We start from the raw sequence: 20,393 nt of genomic DNA, 5'->3' as shown, positions 1-20,393 counted from the left end.
CAGAATCGATCGGGATTGCCATCAAACCTCTCAAAGAACAGTCACATCAAGAGGACGCCGCGAATCAAGAAGTGACCGACGTGTTTATTCCACCAACTTACCGCTCCGAAACCGTAGTCTCGTATAAAACGGTGGATGGACAAGATTGAACTACCTCAGCGAGCTAAGGGGAGGCTGCAACCTGTCCTTATCGGACAAAACTGCGGAATTTAGTGGAATGGGCCAATTGATCGATATAACAGGATCGTCAAATGCGACCCCTTTGTCATGTGTTTGGCTGTAGACGTTCGTAACTTTGTAAAATACTTCCGTATCTGGTTCTAACGTGCAAAAACCGTGGGCGAAGCCCTCTGGAATCCAAAGTTGTTCACCGCCAGCGGCTGTGAGGTTGGCTGAAACCCACTTCCCGAAAGTCGATGAATCCGGGCGGATGTCAACAGCAACATCGAATATCGAACCACGCAGACAACGGATGAGCTTCCCCTGTCCAAACGGGGGCGCCTGGTAGTGCAACCCTCTGATTGTTCCAACTTGATGAGACAATGATTGGTTATCTTGGACGAATGAGACGTCAGCTATGTTTTCCCGGAACCAGCCCTGTTTGAATGCTTCGAAAAAATATCCGCGGTGATCTCGATAGGTTTTAGGAAAAACAAGTCGGGGGCCTTCAATGGCCAATGATTCATAGCGCAAGATCAGCTCCTACGGTAACGGGCGAGTCGGGATTGATAAATATCGCCACATTAGTATTGCATTGGTATGCAAAAAAAAACGTATAACACGCCCTCAAATCATTAGCTCGGGTTGTTCTCCGATCCTTGACAGGCGCCGGGCGATTGTAAATGTATGGGCAAATTTTCCTGAGGATTCGTTGGCCTCGAAAATCTTTACAAAACGGCGACGGCTGCCCCCCAATATCGGACCCAACCTATGAATGCTTCAAACAAGATAAAGAAAATGATACCAGGGTTCAAGTCTCAGTCCAAAGACGAATCTGAAAAAAACGAATTTATTGAAATTCAGGAAAAAAAAGATAGTCCGGATAGATATATTTTTCTTGATGAAAAATGGTATATTGAAACTTATCAGGACCTTAAGTTGGCCGGTGTTGACGCCAACGAACATTACTCAGAGTATGGCGCATTTGAGGGCCGGTCTCCATGCGAAATATCCAGCTTTTCTCGTGTTGAGTTGCTATACGATCTTCTGAGAAGCCCGAATCCGTCTCCAATAGTTTCTTCATTTTTTGGTGAATGGCTTTGGTTGAATGGGCGCGTTGAGGAGGCTTTAGAAGTTCTTTCTGGCCATGAAATGACCGTGCGTGGGGCATATGTAAAACTAAGCATACTCCTTGAAATGGACATAGATCTGGCCATTGGTTGGTTGGATTTATATTTGAACAGTGGCGGCTCTCTTGCGTCTATATTTTTACCCGTAAAGGACGTTATAATTGATATTTGCTGCCGTCTCCATTCTCAAAATAAAATTAATCAATGTGAATTCATAATATCTTCAATATTCCAAGACAGTGAGGAAAGGACTCGGTTTCTAAAAACTATTTCAATTTTAAGTAAGTTCCAAGAGTCTAGAAAATTATACTTATGCGACGCAGAGGCCACATCAGTAATATATAAAGGCGCAATCTCGTCAAAAGATTATTTTGTTCAGATGGCCTGTTTGCTAAGGTCCTACTGCTTCAATTCAATTGGAACAAAAGATTTCAGTTACCACTGGGTGGAGGCGGTCTGTCAACTGCTGAATGGTGCGTCGGACTCGAAGGCGCTTTCGGTTCTGAGGCTTAGTATAGCCGCGAGCAAAGATCTTGATGTGCAAGGGAGTGCGCTCCGGAAGCTGAGAGCTGAGCTTATCAAGGTTGCGACCGATGCTTTTAAATCGGGAAGGCCAGAGTCGAATGAACTGCTGGCCACTTTGGACATTTTCGATGGGTCGGGCACGCCTGGCGACGTCGAGTATGTTTTGCTTCAGATTGTAAAGGCGAAGCGAGAGTTAGAGCCGGGCATCGAGAAGCGTATTGTTTCTTTATGTAAAACGGCAATTTTGCCAGTGCTGAAAACACTAAATATTGAAACGCGCAATGATTTAGCCAGAAATATTGTTGAGCTTGCATACATCTACTCAACAACCAATCGCGCAGAGATTGCTTTAGATTTGTATAAAATTGGCCTCCGCTGCGGATACGTCGACCAAGGCGGCTTAGTACATTACGTGGCTGATTTGGAAAATTTCGTAATAAAAAAAGCAGTTGATGACGGCGATTTGCATCGCGGAATGGAGATCGCCACTCAAAGTGCATTTATTGATAAAAGCGCGCTCAAGCAATTGAAGATCAGATCCGCTGCAGAACTGGCGGGCGTTAATCTGTCTTACATCCCTTTAAAGTCTGCAAGAAAAATCGCAGAATTTCCCATTAAATTTTTCAAGAAAAAATTTGAGCTTACGGCTGATCGAGGATCGCTTGACGCCCCGGAAATATATGTCGCTAAAATAAATAATTGTATAGGATTTTCAAAGTGCAATATTATTATTACTGATGATTATGCCATTTATGATTTGCCTAGAAATTTAAAGGATATACCAATTATCTTGGGCGATCATAACGTCTTGGTCGGGGTCCATGGCGAAGATATTTTGGCAAAATTGCCAATCCCGGAGGTAAATTTGCCTACAGGGCTAGCTCTTTTTGGCGTTCATACTCATAACTATGGTCATTGGTTTGTCGAATTTTTATATCGGATGATTTCTTTTGAAGAAGCTGAATGTCCAAAGCATCTTCCACTGTATGTTGACAAGGGACTTCCGGCAACGATCAGAGAATCGATCGACCTATTAAATATTCACGAGCGTCCGATAGTTGAGATTGAACCGGACATAAGCTACAAATTCGCCTCGCTGTATGTGAGTGCACAGCCTACATATTTTCCGTTTGATATAAAGCCTGGGAACAACGAATACGATACGGTTTGGCCCGGGGACGTGTTTTCGGAGCTTAGGGCGAAACTCATTGCCGCAGCAGAAAAGAAATATGGGGAGTTTCCCTCGAAAAAGCGTCGCTTATTTGTTTCGCGCAATAGCTTCGCCTCGCGGTGTCTCACCAACGAGCAAGAGATAGTATCTTATCTTTCGCTTCAGGGCTTTGAGGTTTTTCACCCCGAAAAACATAGTTTTGTAGAGCAGATAGAGGCGTTTAAGTCGGCTTCCGTCGTGGTGGGTGTCTGTAGTTCTGCGTTGTCCAACGCCCTATTTTGCGAACCGGGTACCCCAGTTATTGGATTGATCCACGATTACTCCGGATTCAATTACTATGGCTATGCTAGCTACATACAAAGTGGCGGCGCCGAGATGTATTTCATACAAGGGAAACGCGATCCGGGACAGACAGTGCATCCCTTCCACCTCGATTTTTCGGTGCCTTTAGATGAGATTAAAACAGCCCTCACGCAAGTTGGTGTAGAGGAGTTGTTGGAAAACGAGCAGTATTATATCGCGGATGACAAGGAGAAGGCATTCTCGTCCCGTTGGAAGGCTGCCGAACAGTTAATTGATGTAGATTTCATCTCGCGCCAGTACGAGGCCAAAAATTTACCTTTACCAAAAGGTGACATTAAAGCTCTCTATCTGTCAGGCAAGCTTGAGACAGGTCTCTGGCCCCATCCTCTCTTCGACCCTGATCATTACCGAGTAAATAGCCGCCGTACAGTTGCGGAAGGTCGAGAGCTACTCGACTACGCAGGCGTGGGACATGAGGAGGGACTGAATCCGTCAGCTGCATTCGACACGGCCTACTATGCCAATGTGAACGCTGATGTAGCGGATTCGGGAAATATCGGCTTAGTTCACTATGTGACTCAGGGAATTCATGAAGGGCGGCTTCCAATCAACCTTAGCGACGAGAATCTCATTGAGCGTCTCGAAGCGTCTGTAGACAGAAAAGTTGAAAATCCCTTTATCCAGATGTTGCTGCTTATTGCCGCGTATTACAAAACGGACACGGCATTTGTTCAAAAAAGGCTTGAAAGCAGGAAAGATTTGATTGGATTGCGTGCAGCGCTTTTGAACGTTGCCTATATATTCATACATGAATGTTTGTATTTAAGAGCTTTGAATGCCTTTGATCTATACATGAATATTTACGGAGAAAGTGCGGATATCTGGTTTCAAAAGGCTTCTGCATTCAAGCGTATTGGTAGAATAGTTAAAGCTTGCGATGCTCTGAAAGTCGCCCAAAGATTTGATTCCAAGGCGGAGCATATAAAGAAGGAACTGCAAACCCTTGAGGCACATCTCACTACCAAAGTCTCACTGTCACCGAAGCCCGAATCTTCGGTCGAAGCACCTACAGACCTGTTGTTTTTTGACTCTAGCTTTCCGGACCCGATTTCGAGTTTCCGATTTGGCGAGTTCATCAGCTATGTAAAACACTTTGATACCGCCGTTGTAAGCTCATCAAATTGGGATGTCCGTCCATATGGAGGTGCAGACAATTTCTTCGACCTCAGGCAGGAAATAAGCCGTAAAAATGGAATAGGTGAAGCGCAGATTGTCGATTTTGACAGCTCTAGGCCCGTTCGTGCTCGATCCGCTTATGCCGTCTTTATAAATAATGCGGCGTTGATCGCAGATCGTTCAATTTTTGACGTTAATCGTTTTGGCTTTACCCTCTACCCAGGCGGTGGGTTTGCCCTGAACAATCGCGAATCGGATCTGAAGCTTAAGCGGGTGTTAACTGATAGTCGTTGCCAATATGTGGTTACAACCCAAATAGCCACGTATGACTATCTTCTCGAAAAGCAATGGATTGATACTAACCGGATCGTTCATGTCTTTGGAGGTGTAGTACCCAGCCTACTGGGAGGTCTGCCTCGCCTCGATAATAGCCAATGGCTTGGAAGCGAACTGAACATTTGCTTCGTTGCCCAAAGATATTCTCATAACGGATGGGAAAAGGGATATGATGTGCTGGTAGCGGTTGCCAAACATCTAAAAGGCAACCGTCATGTGCGTTTTCACGTAGTAGGCGGGTACGATTCCTCTGTGATCCCCCTCGATGGGCTGGACAATATTACGTTCTATGGAATCCAAAAGCCGGACTTCTTCCCGGACTTTTATCGTAAAATGCATGTTATTCTTTCACCTAACATTTCCGCATCTCACAAGCATGGTTCCGGACAATTTGACGGATTTCCGACGACGACCTGTGTCGAGGCCGGTGCTTATGGGGTCGCAATGTTCTTGTCAGACTACATGAACTTCAATCGTGACGCCACCGGCGCAAAGATTTTTCAGGAAGGAAGAGAGTTCGAACTGATCACTCGCGATGCAGAAGCCATTGCCGAAAAGATCCGGTATTATTTGTCAGCGCGTGAGGAGCTTGCACAATTGGCAAACGCAGGACGCAGGCGCTTAGGTGAATTGTTTAGCTACGATTCACAAATGGGCCCCCGCATACGTGCCGTCGAGAAGTACCTGCTGGATTAGGGTTTTCTGGGAAAGAGCCGTCGATATAATCTGCTGGCGGTCCTGTACCAACTTGGGTAGGTGAGGTGGCGTGGCAAAAAGACGCTACCATATACGCCGAGTTGCTGAAATTCGGTTTCGGAAAATGCGTACTGAGTTCGAAGAATTTCGCGTGTAGCCGCATCGTTCATGAGTTTGTAAAGTTTGCGGCACCCAATTAGCCCTAAAATAGGCTGAAGGCCCGCAATGGCTGGCTGAAAATATAGGAACGCAGTGTTTATTTGATATTGGTGTATATTGCTAATTTCTTTGTCTCTCAAAAGATCTCCAAAACCTTCCTTAAGGTGACCTATATCCATATCTTCAAAATAATTTTCTAGGATTAGGCTGTATTCAAGCAGTATACGTTCGGCATTGCTTCCTAACTCACTGCTCGCATTTGACCCGTCCTTCATGATGCGCATATTAACGTATTGTTTATCCAATACGTGAATGCTGTGTTTTTTTAGAAGTCGAATCCAAAATTCAAGGTCAGGAAGTTGTCGGAGAATGTTTTTGTAAGTGCCTATATCATCGAAGACTGTGGCACGGATCATCACGGACGGATTACATAGGCAGTTGCCTTTGTAAAAAAAATGCCGCAACCAAGCGCCCGCCGAACGGTTCTCGACATCGAACACATTTGCGTAGCTGAAACTACCTTCCGACGTCGGGTTGTCAGACTCATCGATAAACGTCGCACGAGTAAAACATGCTGCAGTTTCCGGGTGCGCATCCAGCCAGGATACCTGTGCAGAGAGCTTGCCTTGCGCCCAGCTGTCGTCAGAATTCAGAAGGGCGATATACTCGCCCTTCGCACGTTTAATAAGCCTTTCCGTTACAATGCCAGCCCCAGAATTTATTTCGTTTAATACGTAACTTAGGCGACTATCTGAAAAGGACTTGAGGACGTTTTCCGTATTGTCAGCTGATCCGTCGTCTTCCACCAAAAGCTCGAAGTCATCGAAGTCTTGCCTAAGAACGCTTTCAATAGCCCGTGCAATGAAAGTTGCGTGGTTATAGCTGGGAATGATTACAGAGACGCGAGGCATTTGTTTATTCGCCGGCGAGGTTGGGACGGAATGCGTTGGCTTTCCCCATCAGGTCATGGAACGATCTGTCATCAATTCCATAGTCGCCAGACAGTATCGTCCGATGTGCCGGGCTAGCGAGCAGTGCATGCAGCTTTTGAAGCCCTATGATTTTAAACATATGATCCAGCCAGGGAGCATCTGAGAATAGAAGCAATACCTTTTCTATATCTTCGTGTTCTGTGGTGGGCAAATATTTGAATTTCAGTAAATCAGAAAATCCATCTTGAAGCATTTCACGGCTTACATTATCGAAAAAACTGAAGGCAATTAGCATGTACTCATTGATTACCCGAATTGCGTTATTGGGTGTATCTCCGCTCGCATTTTGCTCATTTATCATAAGGCGAAATTCAATCAAAGGTTCGCTCAGTATATGAATATCGAAGTGTTTTACCAACCTGATCCATAGATCAAAATCGGGAAGCTGGCGAAGACGGTTGTCGTAATACCCAATAGTGTTATAAACTTTGCGCCGAATAAGGGAGGTCGGGTTGCATAAGCAATTTCCCTTGAACAAGAAGTGCCTCAGCCATTCAGCGCGTGATCGGTTATTAACATCAAATACATGGCCCCAAGGGAGGCTTGACTTCGGCAATCCGCGGTTCTGGGGGTCAATGTATTGAACGCGTGAAAACACGGCACCAATATCGGGATTGTTTTCGAGAAATTGCATCTGTACCGCCAGTTTGTTGGGCAACCAGATGTCATCTGAGTTAATCAACGCTATGTATTGGCCACGTGCTCTTTCCAGAAGGTGGCGTGTTACGGTTCCCGCGCCCTGGTTCCTCTCATTTGCGACAAAATGAATTCGGGGATCGTGGACTGACCGTATGACTTCGTGGCTGCCGTCCGTTGAACCGTCGTCCTCTATGAGTAACTCAAAATCAGGGAAGCTTTGTTTCAACACACTCCTGATTGAATCCTGTATATAGGGTGCGTGGTTGTAGCTTGGCATTATCACTGAAACGCTTGGAGTTCTCATGTCGTGGCAAGCCTTCTGACATGTGCACGAAAGGCACGGGGTAGCAGTCTTTTAGCACCATACGTAATGATGCTTGGTGTTAATCTATAAGTTGCATTAATGATGGTCTTTATACTAGCTCTGATGAGAGACTTTAGTTGCGAAGTATTATTTCCAGACGCATGTGATTTCGCTTCACTAATTGATAATGGATCGCCGCTATTGAGGTGTATACTCAATCTTTCTGACAGCGCGTCCCAGTGCTTTTGAAATACCTTTCCCGTAAGTCTGTTGTAGATCTCTATTTGTGCGAGTTGAGAGCGCATCTGCTCATTTACATGCATCTGGCTCCAAGTTCCACTTGTATGTACTCTATAAGACGACATAACATCCTTGAGAAACAGCATGGGACCAAAACGGCAGAGAGAGATGTTGACAATCCAGTCATACGACTTATGATTGAATAAATCGGAAGGTAGAGTCCTGAGGCTTTTCGACCTGTACATACAGGTCGAGAAATTCCCGATCAAGTTGTCGTGGATAAGGCTGGGGCCGTCGAGAATAATGTAACCGCCAGCCTCAGGTTCAATCCTAGCGTATGCGCTTCGTCCCTCAGGGCAAACCATATAGTTTACCGAGCAACCGGAAAGAAACATGTTCTCCTCAAGTGCATTCAGCTGCTTTTGCAACTTTTTGGGGTCCGTCCAGTAGTCGTCGCCTTCCATGATTGCAACGTACTCGGTAGTAACAGAATAAAAACACCGTTGATAGTTTTTTGTGATGCCTAAATTCTTTCCGTTCTCGAGATATCTTGTCGAAATGTGAGGAAAGTTTTTGAGATATTCTTTGATGACTAATACAGTGTCATCGGTTGATGCATCGTCAGCGACAACTATCTCGATCGGTGTATCAATAATTTGATCGGTAATGCTGCGCAGAGCCTCTTCGACGTACTTTTCTTGATTGTAAGTTACGAACAAGATCGAAAGCTTGCCAGTGTAATCCGAGGAGACGCGTGCCGCATCATGCGCGGGCTTTCCGTCTGTCACCAGTTGGTTTTTTTGAGGCATATCAATCGACCGTCAGACAGGTTAAACGATTATGCGAAAACGTTCGCGTTCTACAGAAAGCCTTAAATATTCAGAAATTTCGGATGCGCTTTCTAAGGGGTTTGAGAGGTTTGAGTCTTTATCGACTTTAAGTATGCCTCATGGAGAAGTGTGATCGATGGTAGCGACCCGGACATTTCCGGCAGTGGCCGGACGTGCACGGATAAAGCGGAAGGGACGATCAACCGCTGAGCGGAGTTAAAAGCGCGGACCCATGCGCAGGCGGCCAACAGCGTCGGAACTTCGATATCTTCGAGCAGGCTAATTGCTTCTCGTCGCATTACTAAAGAAGACAAATGAGGCGCATACTCCGCATTTAATGCGTCTGTTAGCGAGTTTTGCGATATTAGACCTTCAGGGAACGACAATGGGTATGAAGCTGTCGCTTCATCGTATTCAAAAGCGTTGCAAAGCGAGATCAGGACATTGCGATTGTGTTGAAGCCCTTTAATCTGCGTGGAAAGCGTAACTGGGCTCGTCCACCGATCAAAGGACTCCATAAAAGCGATATAAGGAGTTTGCAGCGTCTTCAGAATGTCAAGGAAAACTCTAGAGCTCGACAGCGCGCCTTTGCGAGATAAGTACGCTACGCCTTGACCATCGGGGTTAAAGACCGATCGAATGATGTCGAGTGTACTGTCAGTCGATTTATCACTGACGATACAGACGCTCCACCGAACTTGTCTTTGGCTGATTAGCGTAGGCAGGCAGTCGCGGACGTATCGTTCCGAATCTCTTACTATCAGCACAACAGTCACGTCACTTTGGAGTATTTTTGCTGAGCGCCTCTTAACTGACGATGTTGCCATCACGCTTCCCGAAGCTAAGTTATGCCAACTATACTTGGATGACAGTTTCGCGGGTGAATTCGCGTATCAGAGACATGCCGTCCCATATTGGCCCAAATGATAGGGCCTCACCAGGCTGAACTATACGATCAATACCCCACGTGCCAGTGCCACTGGTGAGGAACATAGACCAATCTTCACGACTTACGCCGTAACTGACAACTGTTTGCGCCTTTCTATCTAGGATAGCCGTAAGCTCGCTCAATTCAGTCACGGCAGCGTCGATAAACAGGCCTGCACCGCAGTGATTAGCAAGGTCCGGCATTCTCGAGAGGGTAGTATGAAGGACACTGACGAAGTTATCGGCCATTGAGCGTATGTTGACATTAGTCGAAATTGCCGTTTGATCTTCAAAGACGCGCTTATTCATGAAATCAATTGACGAAAGAAAGTTTGCATGACGGTGTGACTCGATCCGGAGGTTCTCGTAGAAGATACGGGAGGCCTCCTGTCTTTCGTCCTCACGGCCACGCCATATTATAAGCCGGGGCGAAGAGCATGCCATTTGGGCGAACCAGAAGGAGTCGTTTGCAAACTGACGGGCGACTTCGTTCTGTTCGCTGCCCGTTAAATAGAAGTTTGCATCGAAGACGGCCAGTGACCAACGATCTGGGAACGTGATATCTCGACTGAGAGGGTTAATCGGCAAAGACCTGATCAAGTTTACAGTTTTATCCCCACCCCAGATGATACGGAGATCGGCTTGGCTACTTAGCCGACGAGTAATTTCTTCGTCGTGCGAGTATCTTACGAGTGCGATCCTCTCACGAACCAACGCATGCCGAGGTTCTGAGAGCAACGCGTTTATAGCGTCTATGATTACCCCGACCTGTTCACTCGGTTTGTTGGATACGCGGACTATGTTTGCGTTGCCAGCCAACAATGAAAGGAGGAGTGAATAGAGAAAAATCGTATCAACATTCGCCGGTGCAAAATGCACGGCAATGCCCCGACCACGTAGGACCCCGTTGTGTGTGGCAGGTTTTATGGACTCTACCAGGTCCAGCAATCGCTTCTTGCGCATCTCATGTGCAAAAGCAAGTAGCTCTGGATATCTCCGAAAACGGGAGCTGCGTAATATGGATCCTGACAGGTCCTGAACAAAGTTGATGGCCTCTGCGCGAAACGGAGACCAGGCCCGTTGCGTGTAGACTTGTTCAAGGTTTGCACCCAATGGGCAAACAACCGTTACATCACTTGACGTCTTGGAGTTCATTAGCCCGCTCATGCAGCCTCGGTTCTATCATGCGTGTCGCTACACCCTCGTGCTTCGGCTTGAGCGATGCGGCCGAGAACCTTGAAATATTTCCCTTTTAGTCCACAAGTGCAGTCGTCTTCGCCAAGTAAAATCCCTCGATCTTCGGTTAAGAGAGAGTGACCTGGATAGGAGTGAGGCAAAGCTGAGAGAACCTGTATCAACCCTTCATCCCCTGGAGGCAAAACGGTCCAGTCTTTCTCAGAGCGGATTAGAATATCGGCGTGTGCGGGTGTGTGGAGGTTCCCATGATTGCACTCTACGAACACGGACCCAACCTGTTCAACCATTCCATAAAAATTATGCACGCGTTCGATTCTGGCCGCCTGTTTAAGGGTTGCCTTGAAAGTCTCGTTGCTTACAGCTTTTTCTATTAACTTTTTCCAGCCGCCGGAGTGGATAAGTATGGCTTGGCTCAAATCTGGACTTTTGCCCGCATTCAATAGAGGCTGTACAAAATACTCCCAGACCATAAAGGTAAAGCCGAATATCAATATAGGTGAGCCTTTGTGCTTCTTTAAAAAAGCTTCCAGGACTTCAAAATCGAGGGACATATCCTCATCTCGAAGAACGTAGGTGAGGTCGGCACCGAAATTGGCCATACCTCTGATCCCCGCACCACGAGCAGAGAACGAATTTCGGTCCTTGATTACACTCGCGTGATCGATAACAAGCATGGGGAGCCGCTTCTTACCCAGAAAATTCTGCATAATCCTGATAAGAGCCGAAGATTGCAGTAAGGCCGTTTCTTTGTCCAAATAGATCCGCGAAACTTGCTGTCCAGTGGTGCCGGAAGAGGTAAGAACCTTTATAATGTCCTCATCCACCACTGAGCTGAGTTTGTTCGTCTTGAACAGGCGAACTGGCAGGAATGGAATATCCTCTAGTGACTTGGTGTCCTCAGGACTGTAGCCGCGAGCCGACAAAATAGAATTGTAAGGTCTGCAGCATTCATAGTGACGACGAGTTAACCGATTTAATTCTAACTCAAGATGCTCTCGCTTTTCAGCTTTCGCCATCTCATAGACGTCATTGACCTGTTCTTGAAGCGTAAGCGAGCTGTGAAGCATCTGGTCACCTGGCTAAAGATATTTGTTCGGAAATCATCTCATAAAGCCTCTTGTACATGAGCTTTCCTGATGATGTGCGCGGATACTGCGCAACAGAAACAACTTTGACGTAGCGAATTGGGAACTGAAAGAGGATGCCTATCGCGTTGCGGGTGCCTTCCGTCTCCAAAGCGCCCTCCAGAGCAACATACAGACGGTCATCCTCTCCTACGCAGACAACTTTGTGCCCGGCCTCGTCGAGGCGGCGTTCAACGTCCTCAAGACTGATGCGGTTGCCCTGCAATTTTATAAAACGACTTTTGCGTCCTGTAATTGTCAGGTAGCCCTCTTCGTCCCGCTTAGCTAGGTCGCCGGTCACCAGCCGGCCCTTTAAGGTGTCGCCGTTGTTAAGGTCACTGCGATTCTGCGCATAGCCCATCATAATCGATGGGCTATGTACAACCATTTCGCCTTCCTCGTTTGTCGCTGTAATCTCCGATCCAGTGTCGTCGCGCAATTCGATCTGCACGTTGGGAATGGGTCGGCCTATCGTCCCGGGCTTTTCAACTATGTGTTCGGGGGGCACATAACTGATGCGGGGGCCTGCTTCTGTCTGCCCATACATCACAAAGAATTGCCACCCTTTACTCTGGGCCAATTCCGCCACACGGGTGACATGCTGCGGAGCCAATCTACCACCTGCTTGTGTGAGCGTTCTAAGTGATGCGGGCGCTTTTCGGTCAACCCCCAAGCGAAGCAGTATTTCGTAGTGGAACGGAACCCCCGAAAGAGAGGTTGCATTTTCCTGGTTCATCCTGGCCCAGAACCCAGGCTCCATAACCGATTTCTCTGATAGAATAAGGGTTGCGCCGGCCAAGATATGACTATTGATGACGCTCATGCCATACGAGTAATGCATTGGCAGGTGCACCATCGGGTGCTCCTGAGATGTCAAGGCTAGATACGTTTTTATCGCCTCCGCGTTAGCATACAAAGCGCTATGCGAAAACTGTGCAAACTTAGGTGTACCGGTGCTGCCAGAAGTTGAAAGCAGTACGGCTACGTCAGGGTGCACCGGCATTTCAGAGGGAACATCGGTCACTTCCACACTCAGCCGATTATCATCTGGGATAATGATAACGTCGGGTAGGTAGCGCTGTTTGATGTCCTCGAGTGCTTGATATGCGGTATCAGCCCCAATAAGCATGGTCGCGTATCCCGCTGAAACAAGACCAATATAGGCTTCAAGGGCTGGACACGTATTTCTGCATAGCAGAAGAACGAGTTTTTTACCTTCTCCAAGCATCGCGCGCCACTTCTGAGCCGCCTGTGATGCCTGGGTGTAGGTAAGAACCGACCCAAAATCGTCGACCGCTAACACCTTGTCTCCGTAGAGGGACAAGGCGGACGCTAACTCCTTCATATAATCATCCCACCATCTACGCCGATAACCTGACCCGTCACATAGGCGGAATAGTCCGAAGAGAGGAACAGAACGGCCCCAGCGACGTCCGACGCTTTTCCGATGCGGTTCATCCTCACTCCGCGCATAATGTCATCACGCTTAGCCTCTGGCAATGAAGCGGTCATGTCGGTTTCAATGAAACCCGGAGCAATGGCATTGACTCGAATGTTGTTTGGTCCGAGCTCCTTTGCCAAAGAATAGGTTAAGCCAAGCACAGCAGCTTTGCTCGCGCCATACACCGCCTGACCACTGTTGCCGTAGCGGCCAATGATTGAGCTCAAATTAATTATTGAACCGGAAGACTGACGTGCCATCAGCCGTGCTGCCATTTGCGCACAGTAAAATGTGCCACCGAAATTGGTGCGCATGACTTCGTCAAACAGGGACTCACTGACCATGCCAACGAGCGCATCACGCAATATGCCAGCGTTGTTGACAAGAACGTCTAAGCGTTTGTAGTTCCTATGGATTGCTTGGAATGCAGATTTAACTGCAGCCGTATCGCCGACATCGAATGCTATCCCATCGACCCGAGCGTGCGGAATTGCTGTTCTGATTTCCAGAGCTGCAGCGTCTGCTGTGTCCTGTGTGCGGGTATTGACTAGAACATGGGCACCTTGTTCGGCGCATAACTGCGCGCATGCTCTGCCTATTCCCCGGCCCGCTCCGGTAATCAAAACAATCTTGCCTACCAGTTGACCGGTGCTCTGAGACATAGATATTCCCTACAAAAGAATCCGCGCGTGCTACGATAGGGCGTGTAAGGTCTAGAATGGACCAACACCGTATTTTTCAAGAATTTTCTTTGCTACGGCAACGCTGCTAAGGTCAATTACATCATCGGTGTCGAACATGATATCGAACTCGCTCTCCAGCGACGCGATTAGTGTCATGTGACCAACGGAGTCCCATTCCTGAATGCCTTGAAAGGACAGCTCGTCTGTCACAAGATCCTTGGAAATCTCAAGGCCCTCAGAAAAGGCTTTAATTAGACGGTCTTGCAGCATTTTTTCGTTAACCCTTGCTAGTCAGAAAATACGTGTCCATATATCAGGCCTCAGAACGGCGTCAATCTTTACGACGCGCAATGCCCCTTACGGTTGTACCGCTCTGTTCACCGCTTTAACTACCCGAGCCTGCTCGTCTGCATCAAGCGTGGGATAAAGTGGCAGGCAAAGGATGCGTTTGGTTATGTCCTTTGCCACAGGGACATCTGCACTGTCGCCGTTCAAGTAGGGGAGGTCGTTTAGTGACGGATAGAAATAACGTCTTGGGATGATATCATCTGATTCCAACGTCCGTATGACATTTTCCAGAGTGGGTTCGTCTCGCACAAGTATTGGATAATATGCATAGTTATAGACGTCGCAACCAACTGTGAGCCGCGGACGTGTCACCTCCTTCGAGAGCTCAGCATCATATCGTTCTGAAATTGCCTTCCGCTCAGCAATGATGGCCGGCACATACCCCAAATTTACAAGGCCCATCGCTGCGTGGAGCTCGCTATTTTTCCCATTGATCCCAACACAATCGAAAGTCGTCGGGCTGGTGTGGCCGAAATTTCGCATTTTCGACGCGGTCTGCAGATCAGCAACGTCCCGAAAAAAGATCGCGCCGCCTTCAGCTGTGTGGAATAGCTTGGTTGCATGGAAACTTGCCGTTGAAGCATCGCCGTAGGAGTACAGAGAGCGGCCTTTATACTTCACGCCAAACGCATGCGCAGCATCGTAGATGACCTTTAAATTATGTTTGCGCGCGATGGCTTCTATGGCGTCTACATCGCATGGATTTCCAAAAACGTGCGTTGCAAGGATTGCTGTTGTCCGATTTGTGATTGCAGCTTCAATAAGGCTGGGATCTATATTGAGAGTTTCGGGGTCAATGTCGACCATGACCGGCGTGAAGCCCTCCCATACCAGGCTCGACGTCGTAGCTACGTAGCTAAATGGGGTGGTTATGACCTCATCCGATAAGTTCAGCGCTTTGAGAGCTATTTGTATAGCAATCGTTCCATTATTCACAAAAATAAGGTTGTCTATCGACAGGACCTCTTTAAGTCGTGCCTCAAGCTCTTGTGCAAATGGCCCCTGATTTGTGAGCCAATTATTTTCCCAGATCTTTGCTAGTAGCGCTTGATATTCTTCAAGTGGGGGGAAGAACGGCTTCGTGACTGTGATAGGCATCTAATTATCCTTGGGAATTCTGTGCGGACTTAGGGGCAGACAGGTCGCAAAAGAGTGCAATTGAGCTGAACTTAAAAATGCCCATATCTGCAAATAGGTGCCTCTGGCAAGAGTATGTTGGCCGCCGCCTACCGCGAGAGGAACTTTTAGGCGCTGTATAAAAACTGTGGCCTTTTCCAAATAGAATGTTTAATGGGTGTGCTCCGACATGGGGCGACTCAGATTATGTTTTCAAGAAGGTTTTTATGCTGAGCAAATCGGTACTTGATTTGAAGCGCGGGCTGTCACTCTACCATGTTTGGCTCTATCAGGCCTACCACGAGGTTTCGGCTAAATATAAGCGTACATTCCTCGGATCGCTATGGATCTCAGGCGCAATGGTGGCGACGTCATTAGCACTAGCGATTGTGATGGGGGGCATTATGCAGGTCGATCTGGCCAAGATGCTACCTTACACTATGGCTGGTATTATTTGCTTTGCGCTGATGGGGTACGTACTTACAGACGCGCCCGAAGCGTTCATGCAGGCTGCAAACATAATCAAGAACCACGCCTATCCCTACACGTATTACACGTTCGAAGGCATTTCCAGGACGTTTGTTGTTTTTATACATAACATTGTGGTCTTTTATATCACGGTGTTAATATTGAGGCAGTTCGTAGTGCCCCACTGGCAAATCGTGCCAGCATTAGTTCTCGTGTCGGGTACTATGTTTTTCTGGGGTAGCATGGCATCCATGGCCGCAGCGCGTTTTCGCGATCTCCGTTTCTTGTTACCTTTTATGTCGCAGATTATTTTCTTTCTGACGCCTGTTTTTTGGCATGCTGAGAGTGTATCCGGATGGCGTTCCTACATCGTGCACGCAAACCCGTTTTATGGCCTGCTTGAAATTGTGCGAGCACCCCTATTAGGCAATGCGGCTCCGTTTATAGCTTGGCAATTGTCATTGGTAACTTTGGGGGTTGGTATAGCGCTCTGGACTCTTTTCTTTAGCCTGAACCGCGGTAAAATTGCCTTTTGGATTTGAGTGCACTAAAATGACAAATCTTATTGAGTTGCAGTCAGTAGAGCTGGTTTACCCTATTTACTCGGTAAAGGCACAGTCGATCCGGAATGTGATGGCAAACTTCTCGGTGGGGGGGCGTTTGCTGAGAGACGGAAGTGATGTTATTCACGTTCAAGCTCTGAGCGGTATCAATTTCTCCATGCAAGAGGGTGACCGTTTGGCTATTATCGGCCATAACGGCTCAGGGAAGACGACCCTTCTAAAGGTTATTGCCGGTATCTACGAGCCGACGAAGGGGAGAGCCATCACAAACGGTCGCATCTCATCTATGATTGATATCAGCCTCGGACTGGATGCCAATCTAACTGGGCGCGAGAACATCATCGTAATGGGGCGAATGCGTGGTTTGACAACAAAACAGATTATGGCGAAGATGGAGGAGATAATTGCCTTCTCTGAGCTGGGATCTTTCATCGAACTCCCGATTAAGACCTTTTCTTCCGGTATGGCGTCAAGGCTCGTATTTTCAGTAGCCACCACTCTTGATCCCGACATAATGCTTTTTGATGAGTGGCTAAGTACAGGCGATGCTGGTTTTATTCAGAAGGCGAAAGCAAGGATGGATGATCTTGTTGGGCGGTCAAGAGGCCTTGTACTTGCAACTCATTCCCATGACCTAGCTCAAGCCGTGTGCAACAAGCTGTTGGTGTTAGATGGCGGCTCTCAAAAGTATTTTGGTTCCATAACCGGCTGGGATTTTGACAAGAGAGCACCCGCTTAGATTTATCCGCTCCTATATCGAAGCGTCGCAAGGGGGATGTCACCAAATGAAAAAGATAATTGTGTATGGTGGTGGCGGACTAGCCCTTGAGGTCGTCTCCTATCTCAAGGACATCGAGCGTACAGGCACGAATCGCGCAACCTTTGCTGGAGTCTTCGTGCCTGAAGCCTTTTGTGTACGATCTGATGATGTTAAACGCATAGAACCAAGCGCGTCAGTATTTCGCAGTTTGGACGACATTGACCCTGACGCGTTTGAATTTGTCATTGGAATTGGCGATCCTATTTTACGTTATCGTCTGCACAATGAGTTAAAAACGCGGAATTTTGGATTCTACACACTTATCCATCCATCCGCAGTCGTCGATCGCAGCTCCAATATAGGTGAAGGCTCTGTGTTGGCCCCATTTACCTTCGTCGGGCCATGCGCGACGATTGGCGCCAGCACACTCTTGAATACGTATGCGAGTGTTGGTCACGACGCATCCGTAGGCTCGGCAACCGCTTTGTCTCCTTATGCGTGTCTGAATGGGAACGCGGTTACAGGTCGTGCTTGTTTTCTTGGTAGTCATGCCGCGCTATCCCCTGGAGCAAAAATCGGAGACATGAGCAAACTTTCTGCGGGCTCAATTTTCGCGAAAGTAGCCGATGCGGGCTCTATAATCCACGGAAATCCCGCGAAGGCGCGGGTCATGATGCGCGTAAATCTCGACTAAGAATTGAGTTATGTGGATCTATTGGGTCATTGGTTGTCTATCTTAATGGCTGCCAGTACTTTGCAGGGCCAGCCTCAATTTTGCCATGTGAAATCATTTGATATGGCGGATTTGTCGGAGCGTGAGGCATGCGCCCTTGCCCATGATCCGATTATATGATCCGATCATCCGATCGTTGATGGGAGTAAACTATGTTTACAGCACATAACATACGTTTGGATGACGGCACCGACACGCTTCCAGACGCTGGGTGGTATATTAAAGATAGCCCATGGCTTCTGGCTGCGGCAAGAGTTTTAAACCTATATTATCGTGCAAACATTACGGGAAAATCCATCGCCGATCTTGGCTGCCTTGAGGGGGGGTATACGCTTGAATTCGCTCGACTTGGCATGCAATCAACTGGGATCGAAGTTAGGCAGTCAAATTATGATAACTGTATGCGCGTCGCCAATGGAACATCATACCCCAACATGAATTTTGTTAAGGATGATGTCTGGAACCTAGGTAAACACGGCCCTTTTGATGCCATTTTCTGTTCTGGACTCTTGTATCATCTTTCTGAGCCCGCTGAATTTATTCGACTCATGGGCGAAAACGCCCGAGATGTAGTTATAATCCATACTCACTACGCAACTGAAGCGGATGGGTCGCCATTTAATTTGTCGCCAATGACAGAGAATGAAGGATTACCAGGTCGATGGTACGCCGAACATGATAGTGAAGACTTAGCTGAGATAGAAAATTTTAAATGGACCTCGTGGAAGAATAAAAAGTCTTTCTGGCTCACAAAGGCAGCAATTCTCAGCCAATTGCAGGCTGTCGGTTTCAATATTGTATTCGAACAGTTCGACTGGATACACGACGGTATAATTTCATCCATGAAGGATGGTTATTACGCAACGCAACAAAGAGGTGTTTTCGTCGGGTTGCGAGCTTAATTTTCAATTCAATTGGACGAATGTGATTGCAGTAGATTCGTTGATGAGGGACGCAGCCCGGTCAATCTGGGCAGGGCTATCTGGCATTCTTTCTATATCGGCCTGGCATCTTCTGTATCTCTTCGCAGGTTGTCCGGGTAGAAAACCGAGCGTCTAGCAAAGTCGGGGTACAACTCTACGAATTTTTTCAGTTCTTCTGATCGCCGCGCTTGTTGTTCTGGGGTGTCGTCATGGGGGCGAGACTGGCTTTCTTTGTGCCAAAGGGTGGCCTGCGGAACATAAACTATTTTAAGGCCAAGCAAGCGAAGCTTGAGGCATAGATCGACGTCGTTGTTTGTTATTGGAAAACGCACCTCGTCGAAACCGCCTATTTTTGCAAAATTAGCGCGGCTCACCAAAAGACACGCGCCAGTGACAGCATCGACCTCACCTGGTGTAGAGATCAACGGATGGGTGCTCCAGATTGTTTTGTCCGCTTTACGCCACGGGTGGCTCGGACCAGGTAGGAGGTTTGTGGCAATTCCTGCGTGCTGAAGCTCGCCGGATCGGTAGAGTAGGCGGGCGCCAACGGCGCCTACTTCATCGTTTAGGGCGTACGCGCACATCTGACTGAGCCAAGTTCCGTCTATAGCTTCGACGTCATCGTTCAAAAACAAAAGCCATTCATATCGAGCCTGTTGTGCGCCGAAGTTGCACAGCTGTGAGAAATTAAACGGAGTGTCATAACGAAAAACACGGATGTCGGGTGAATCGGATGCCCTTGCAAGTAAATCAAGCATTCTGGAGTCTACGGCGCCATTGTCAACGATCACGATTTCGTAATTAACTCCCTTGATCTTCCGAATTGATTTAATGCATTCGTCAAGTAAATCGAACCTTATCTTAGTTGGAATTATAATTGATACAGGCTCTGGGCTCCTTTCGCTTGCATGTATGACTGTAGATCGGCCCGAAATATTATTACTTGAGTCAAAATTGGGGCGGTGTTTATTTGTATCTATGCTTACCGCGCGGAGGCGGCTCGCACGTTGACTTTGCCAAGCGGACTTCCATCTCGCTGGGTTTAACCCCAGACTTAAGGCTTTATCCAGATAAACCTTGGCGATTTGCAGCTTGGATAACGCTTGAAGGTGCAGGCGTGCACCGCCGATAGGTCGGTAATGCATACTGTATCGGCCGGGCGGTAATATTATATACTGTCCTTCAGGGCTTGCGTAAGCAACGGTCCGCTCAAGTGTGTCTTTTTCAGTGAGCTCTATTTCAATTTTACCAGTGTCACATGTGACTTTGTAAAGCCCATTTAGGCAAAACGTATCTTCGCCAGGCAGCAGTGGCTCCGGTTGTTCTGCGCGCCCCCGCTTCAGTGCTTGCCCCATGTCAGAAGATAAGTCGACATTGCGCGGCTTAGTGATAAATACAGACATTTGCGACATCGTTCCCAATTGCTGACCCGGGCTGCTGATGAGTCTAT

The 20,393-nt window shown here is 47.6% G+C and carries 17 protein-coding genes; 5 read left to right on the top strand and 12 right to left on the bottom strand.

What is annotated here, in order from left to right:
* Positions 1-150 precede the first annotated feature (150 nt).
* The gene (gene rfbC / locus PQU94_RS00905; RefSeq protein ID WP_272739617.1) at positions 151-693 is read right to left on the bottom strand and encodes a dTDP-4-dehydrorhamnose 3,5-epimerase; all 543 of its coding nucleotides are present in this window, start codon (positions 691-693) and stop codon (positions 151-153) included.
* A 237-nt stretch (positions 694-930) separates the two neighbouring features.
* Between rfbC and PQU94_RS00900 the strand changes: the two genes are divergently transcribed.
* Complete coding sequence (locus tag PQU94_RS00900; RefSeq protein WP_272739616.1) at positions 931-5,496, top strand: glycosyltransferase 61 family protein; 4,566 nt, start codon at positions 931-933, stop codon at positions 5,494-5,496.
* Here PQU94_RS00900 and PQU94_RS00895 read toward each other — a convergent pair.
* The 10 genes from PQU94_RS00895 to PQU94_RS00855 all read right to left on the bottom strand — a co-directional run bounded on the left by PQU94_RS00895 (position 5,493) and on the right by PQU94_RS00855 (position 15,478).
* A complete protein-coding gene (locus PQU94_RS00895) occupies positions 5,493-6,566 on the bottom strand; it encodes a glycosyltransferase (RefSeq protein WP_272739615.1) in 1,074 nt (357 codons plus the stop codon). The genes PQU94_RS00900 and PQU94_RS00895 overlap by 4 nt on opposite strands.
* Positions 6,567-6,570: 4 nt before the next feature.
* Positions 6,571-7,590, bottom strand: a complete 1,020-nt coding sequence (locus PQU94_RS00890) for a glycosyltransferase (protein WP_272739614.1) — start codon at positions 7,588-7,590, stop codon at positions 6,571-6,573.
* Positions 7,587-8,639, bottom strand: a complete 1,053-nt coding sequence (locus PQU94_RS00885; RefSeq protein ID WP_272739613.1) for a glycosyltransferase family 2 protein — start codon at positions 8,637-8,639, stop codon at positions 7,587-7,589. The genes PQU94_RS00890 and PQU94_RS00885 overlap by 4 nt, the downstream gene beginning before the upstream one ends.
* 92 nt (positions 8,640-8,731) lie before the next feature.
* The gene (locus PQU94_RS18120; protein ID WP_368407050.1) at positions 8,732-9,487 is read right to left on the bottom strand and encodes a glycosyltransferase; all 756 of its coding nucleotides are present in this window, start codon (positions 9,485-9,487) and stop codon (positions 8,732-8,734) included.
* Positions 9,488-9,515: 28 nt separating this feature from the next.
* Positions 9,516-10,742, bottom strand: a complete 1,227-nt coding sequence (locus PQU94_RS00880; RefSeq protein WP_272739612.1) for an acyl-CoA reductase — start codon at positions 10,740-10,742, stop codon at positions 9,516-9,518.
* A gap of 8 nt (positions 10,743-10,750) precedes the next feature.
* Entirely contained in the window at positions 10,751-11,851 is a 1,101-nt protein-coding gene (locus PQU94_RS00875; RefSeq protein WP_272739611.1) for a LuxE/PaaK family acyltransferase, read from the bottom strand.
* A gap of 4 nt (positions 11,852-11,855) precedes the next feature.
* A complete protein-coding gene (locus tag PQU94_RS00870) occupies positions 11,856-13,253 on the bottom strand; it encodes an AMP-binding protein (protein WP_272739610.1) in 1,398 nt (465 codons plus the stop codon).
* On the bottom strand, positions 13,250-14,011 hold the full coding sequence (locus PQU94_RS00865) for an SDR family NAD(P)-dependent oxidoreductase (RefSeq protein ID WP_272739609.1): 762 nt from the start codon (positions 14,009-14,011) through the stop codon (positions 13,250-13,252). The genes PQU94_RS00870 and PQU94_RS00865 overlap by 4 nt, the downstream gene beginning before the upstream one ends.
* A 51-nt stretch (positions 14,012-14,062) precedes the next feature.
* A complete protein-coding gene (locus tag PQU94_RS00860) occupies positions 14,063-14,302 on the bottom strand; it encodes an acyl carrier protein (RefSeq protein WP_272739608.1) in 240 nt (79 codons plus the stop codon).
* Positions 14,303-14,389: 87 nt separating this feature from the next.
* Positions 14,390-15,478: a DegT/DnrJ/EryC1/StrS family aminotransferase gene (locus tag PQU94_RS00855; RefSeq protein WP_272739607.1), complete on the bottom strand. Its 1,089-nt coding sequence runs from the start codon at positions 15,476-15,478 to the stop codon at positions 14,390-14,392.
* Between the two features lie 245 nt (positions 15,479-15,723).
* Between PQU94_RS00855 and PQU94_RS00850 the strand changes: the two genes are divergently transcribed.
* From PQU94_RS00850 to PQU94_RS00835, 4 genes are all read left to right on the top strand, one after another.
* Entirely contained in the window at positions 15,724-16,506 is a 783-nt protein-coding gene (locus PQU94_RS00850; protein WP_272739606.1) for an ABC transporter permease, read from the top strand.
* A 10-nt stretch (positions 16,507-16,516) separates the two neighbouring features.
* Positions 16,517-17,266 (top strand): ABC transporter ATP-binding protein, encoded by a 750-nt coding sequence (locus PQU94_RS00845; RefSeq protein ID WP_272739605.1) that lies wholly within the window; start codon positions 16,517-16,519, stop codon positions 17,264-17,266.
* A 46-nt stretch (positions 17,267-17,312) separates the two neighbouring features.
* A complete protein-coding gene (locus PQU94_RS00840; RefSeq protein WP_272739604.1) occupies positions 17,313-17,981 on the top strand; it encodes an LbetaH domain-containing protein in 669 nt (222 codons plus the stop codon).
* Between the two features lie 191 nt (positions 17,982-18,172).
* Entirely contained in the window at positions 18,173-18,922 is a 750-nt protein-coding gene (locus PQU94_RS00835; RefSeq protein ID WP_272739603.1) for a class I SAM-dependent methyltransferase, read from the top strand.
* 92 nt (positions 18,923-19,014) lie between these two features.
* Here the strand turns inward: PQU94_RS00835 and PQU94_RS00830 are convergent, their stop codons facing one another.
* Positions 19,015-20,346 carry a glycosyltransferase family 2 protein gene (locus PQU94_RS00830; protein ID WP_272739602.1) on the bottom strand — a complete coding sequence of 444 codons (1,332 nt, stop codon included), beginning with the start codon at positions 20,344-20,346 and terminating at the stop codon, positions 19,015-19,017.
* Positions 20,347-20,393 lie beyond the last annotated feature (47 nt).

The sequence above is a fragment of the Asticcacaulis currens genome (assembly GCF_028550395.1).
In the GTDB taxonomy this organism is placed as follows: Bacteria; Pseudomonadota; Alphaproteobacteria; order Caulobacterales; family Caulobacteraceae; genus Asticcacaulis; species Asticcacaulis currens.
Note: the sequence above shows the minus strand (reverse complement) of the source record. Positions and strands in the feature narration are given on the sequence as shown.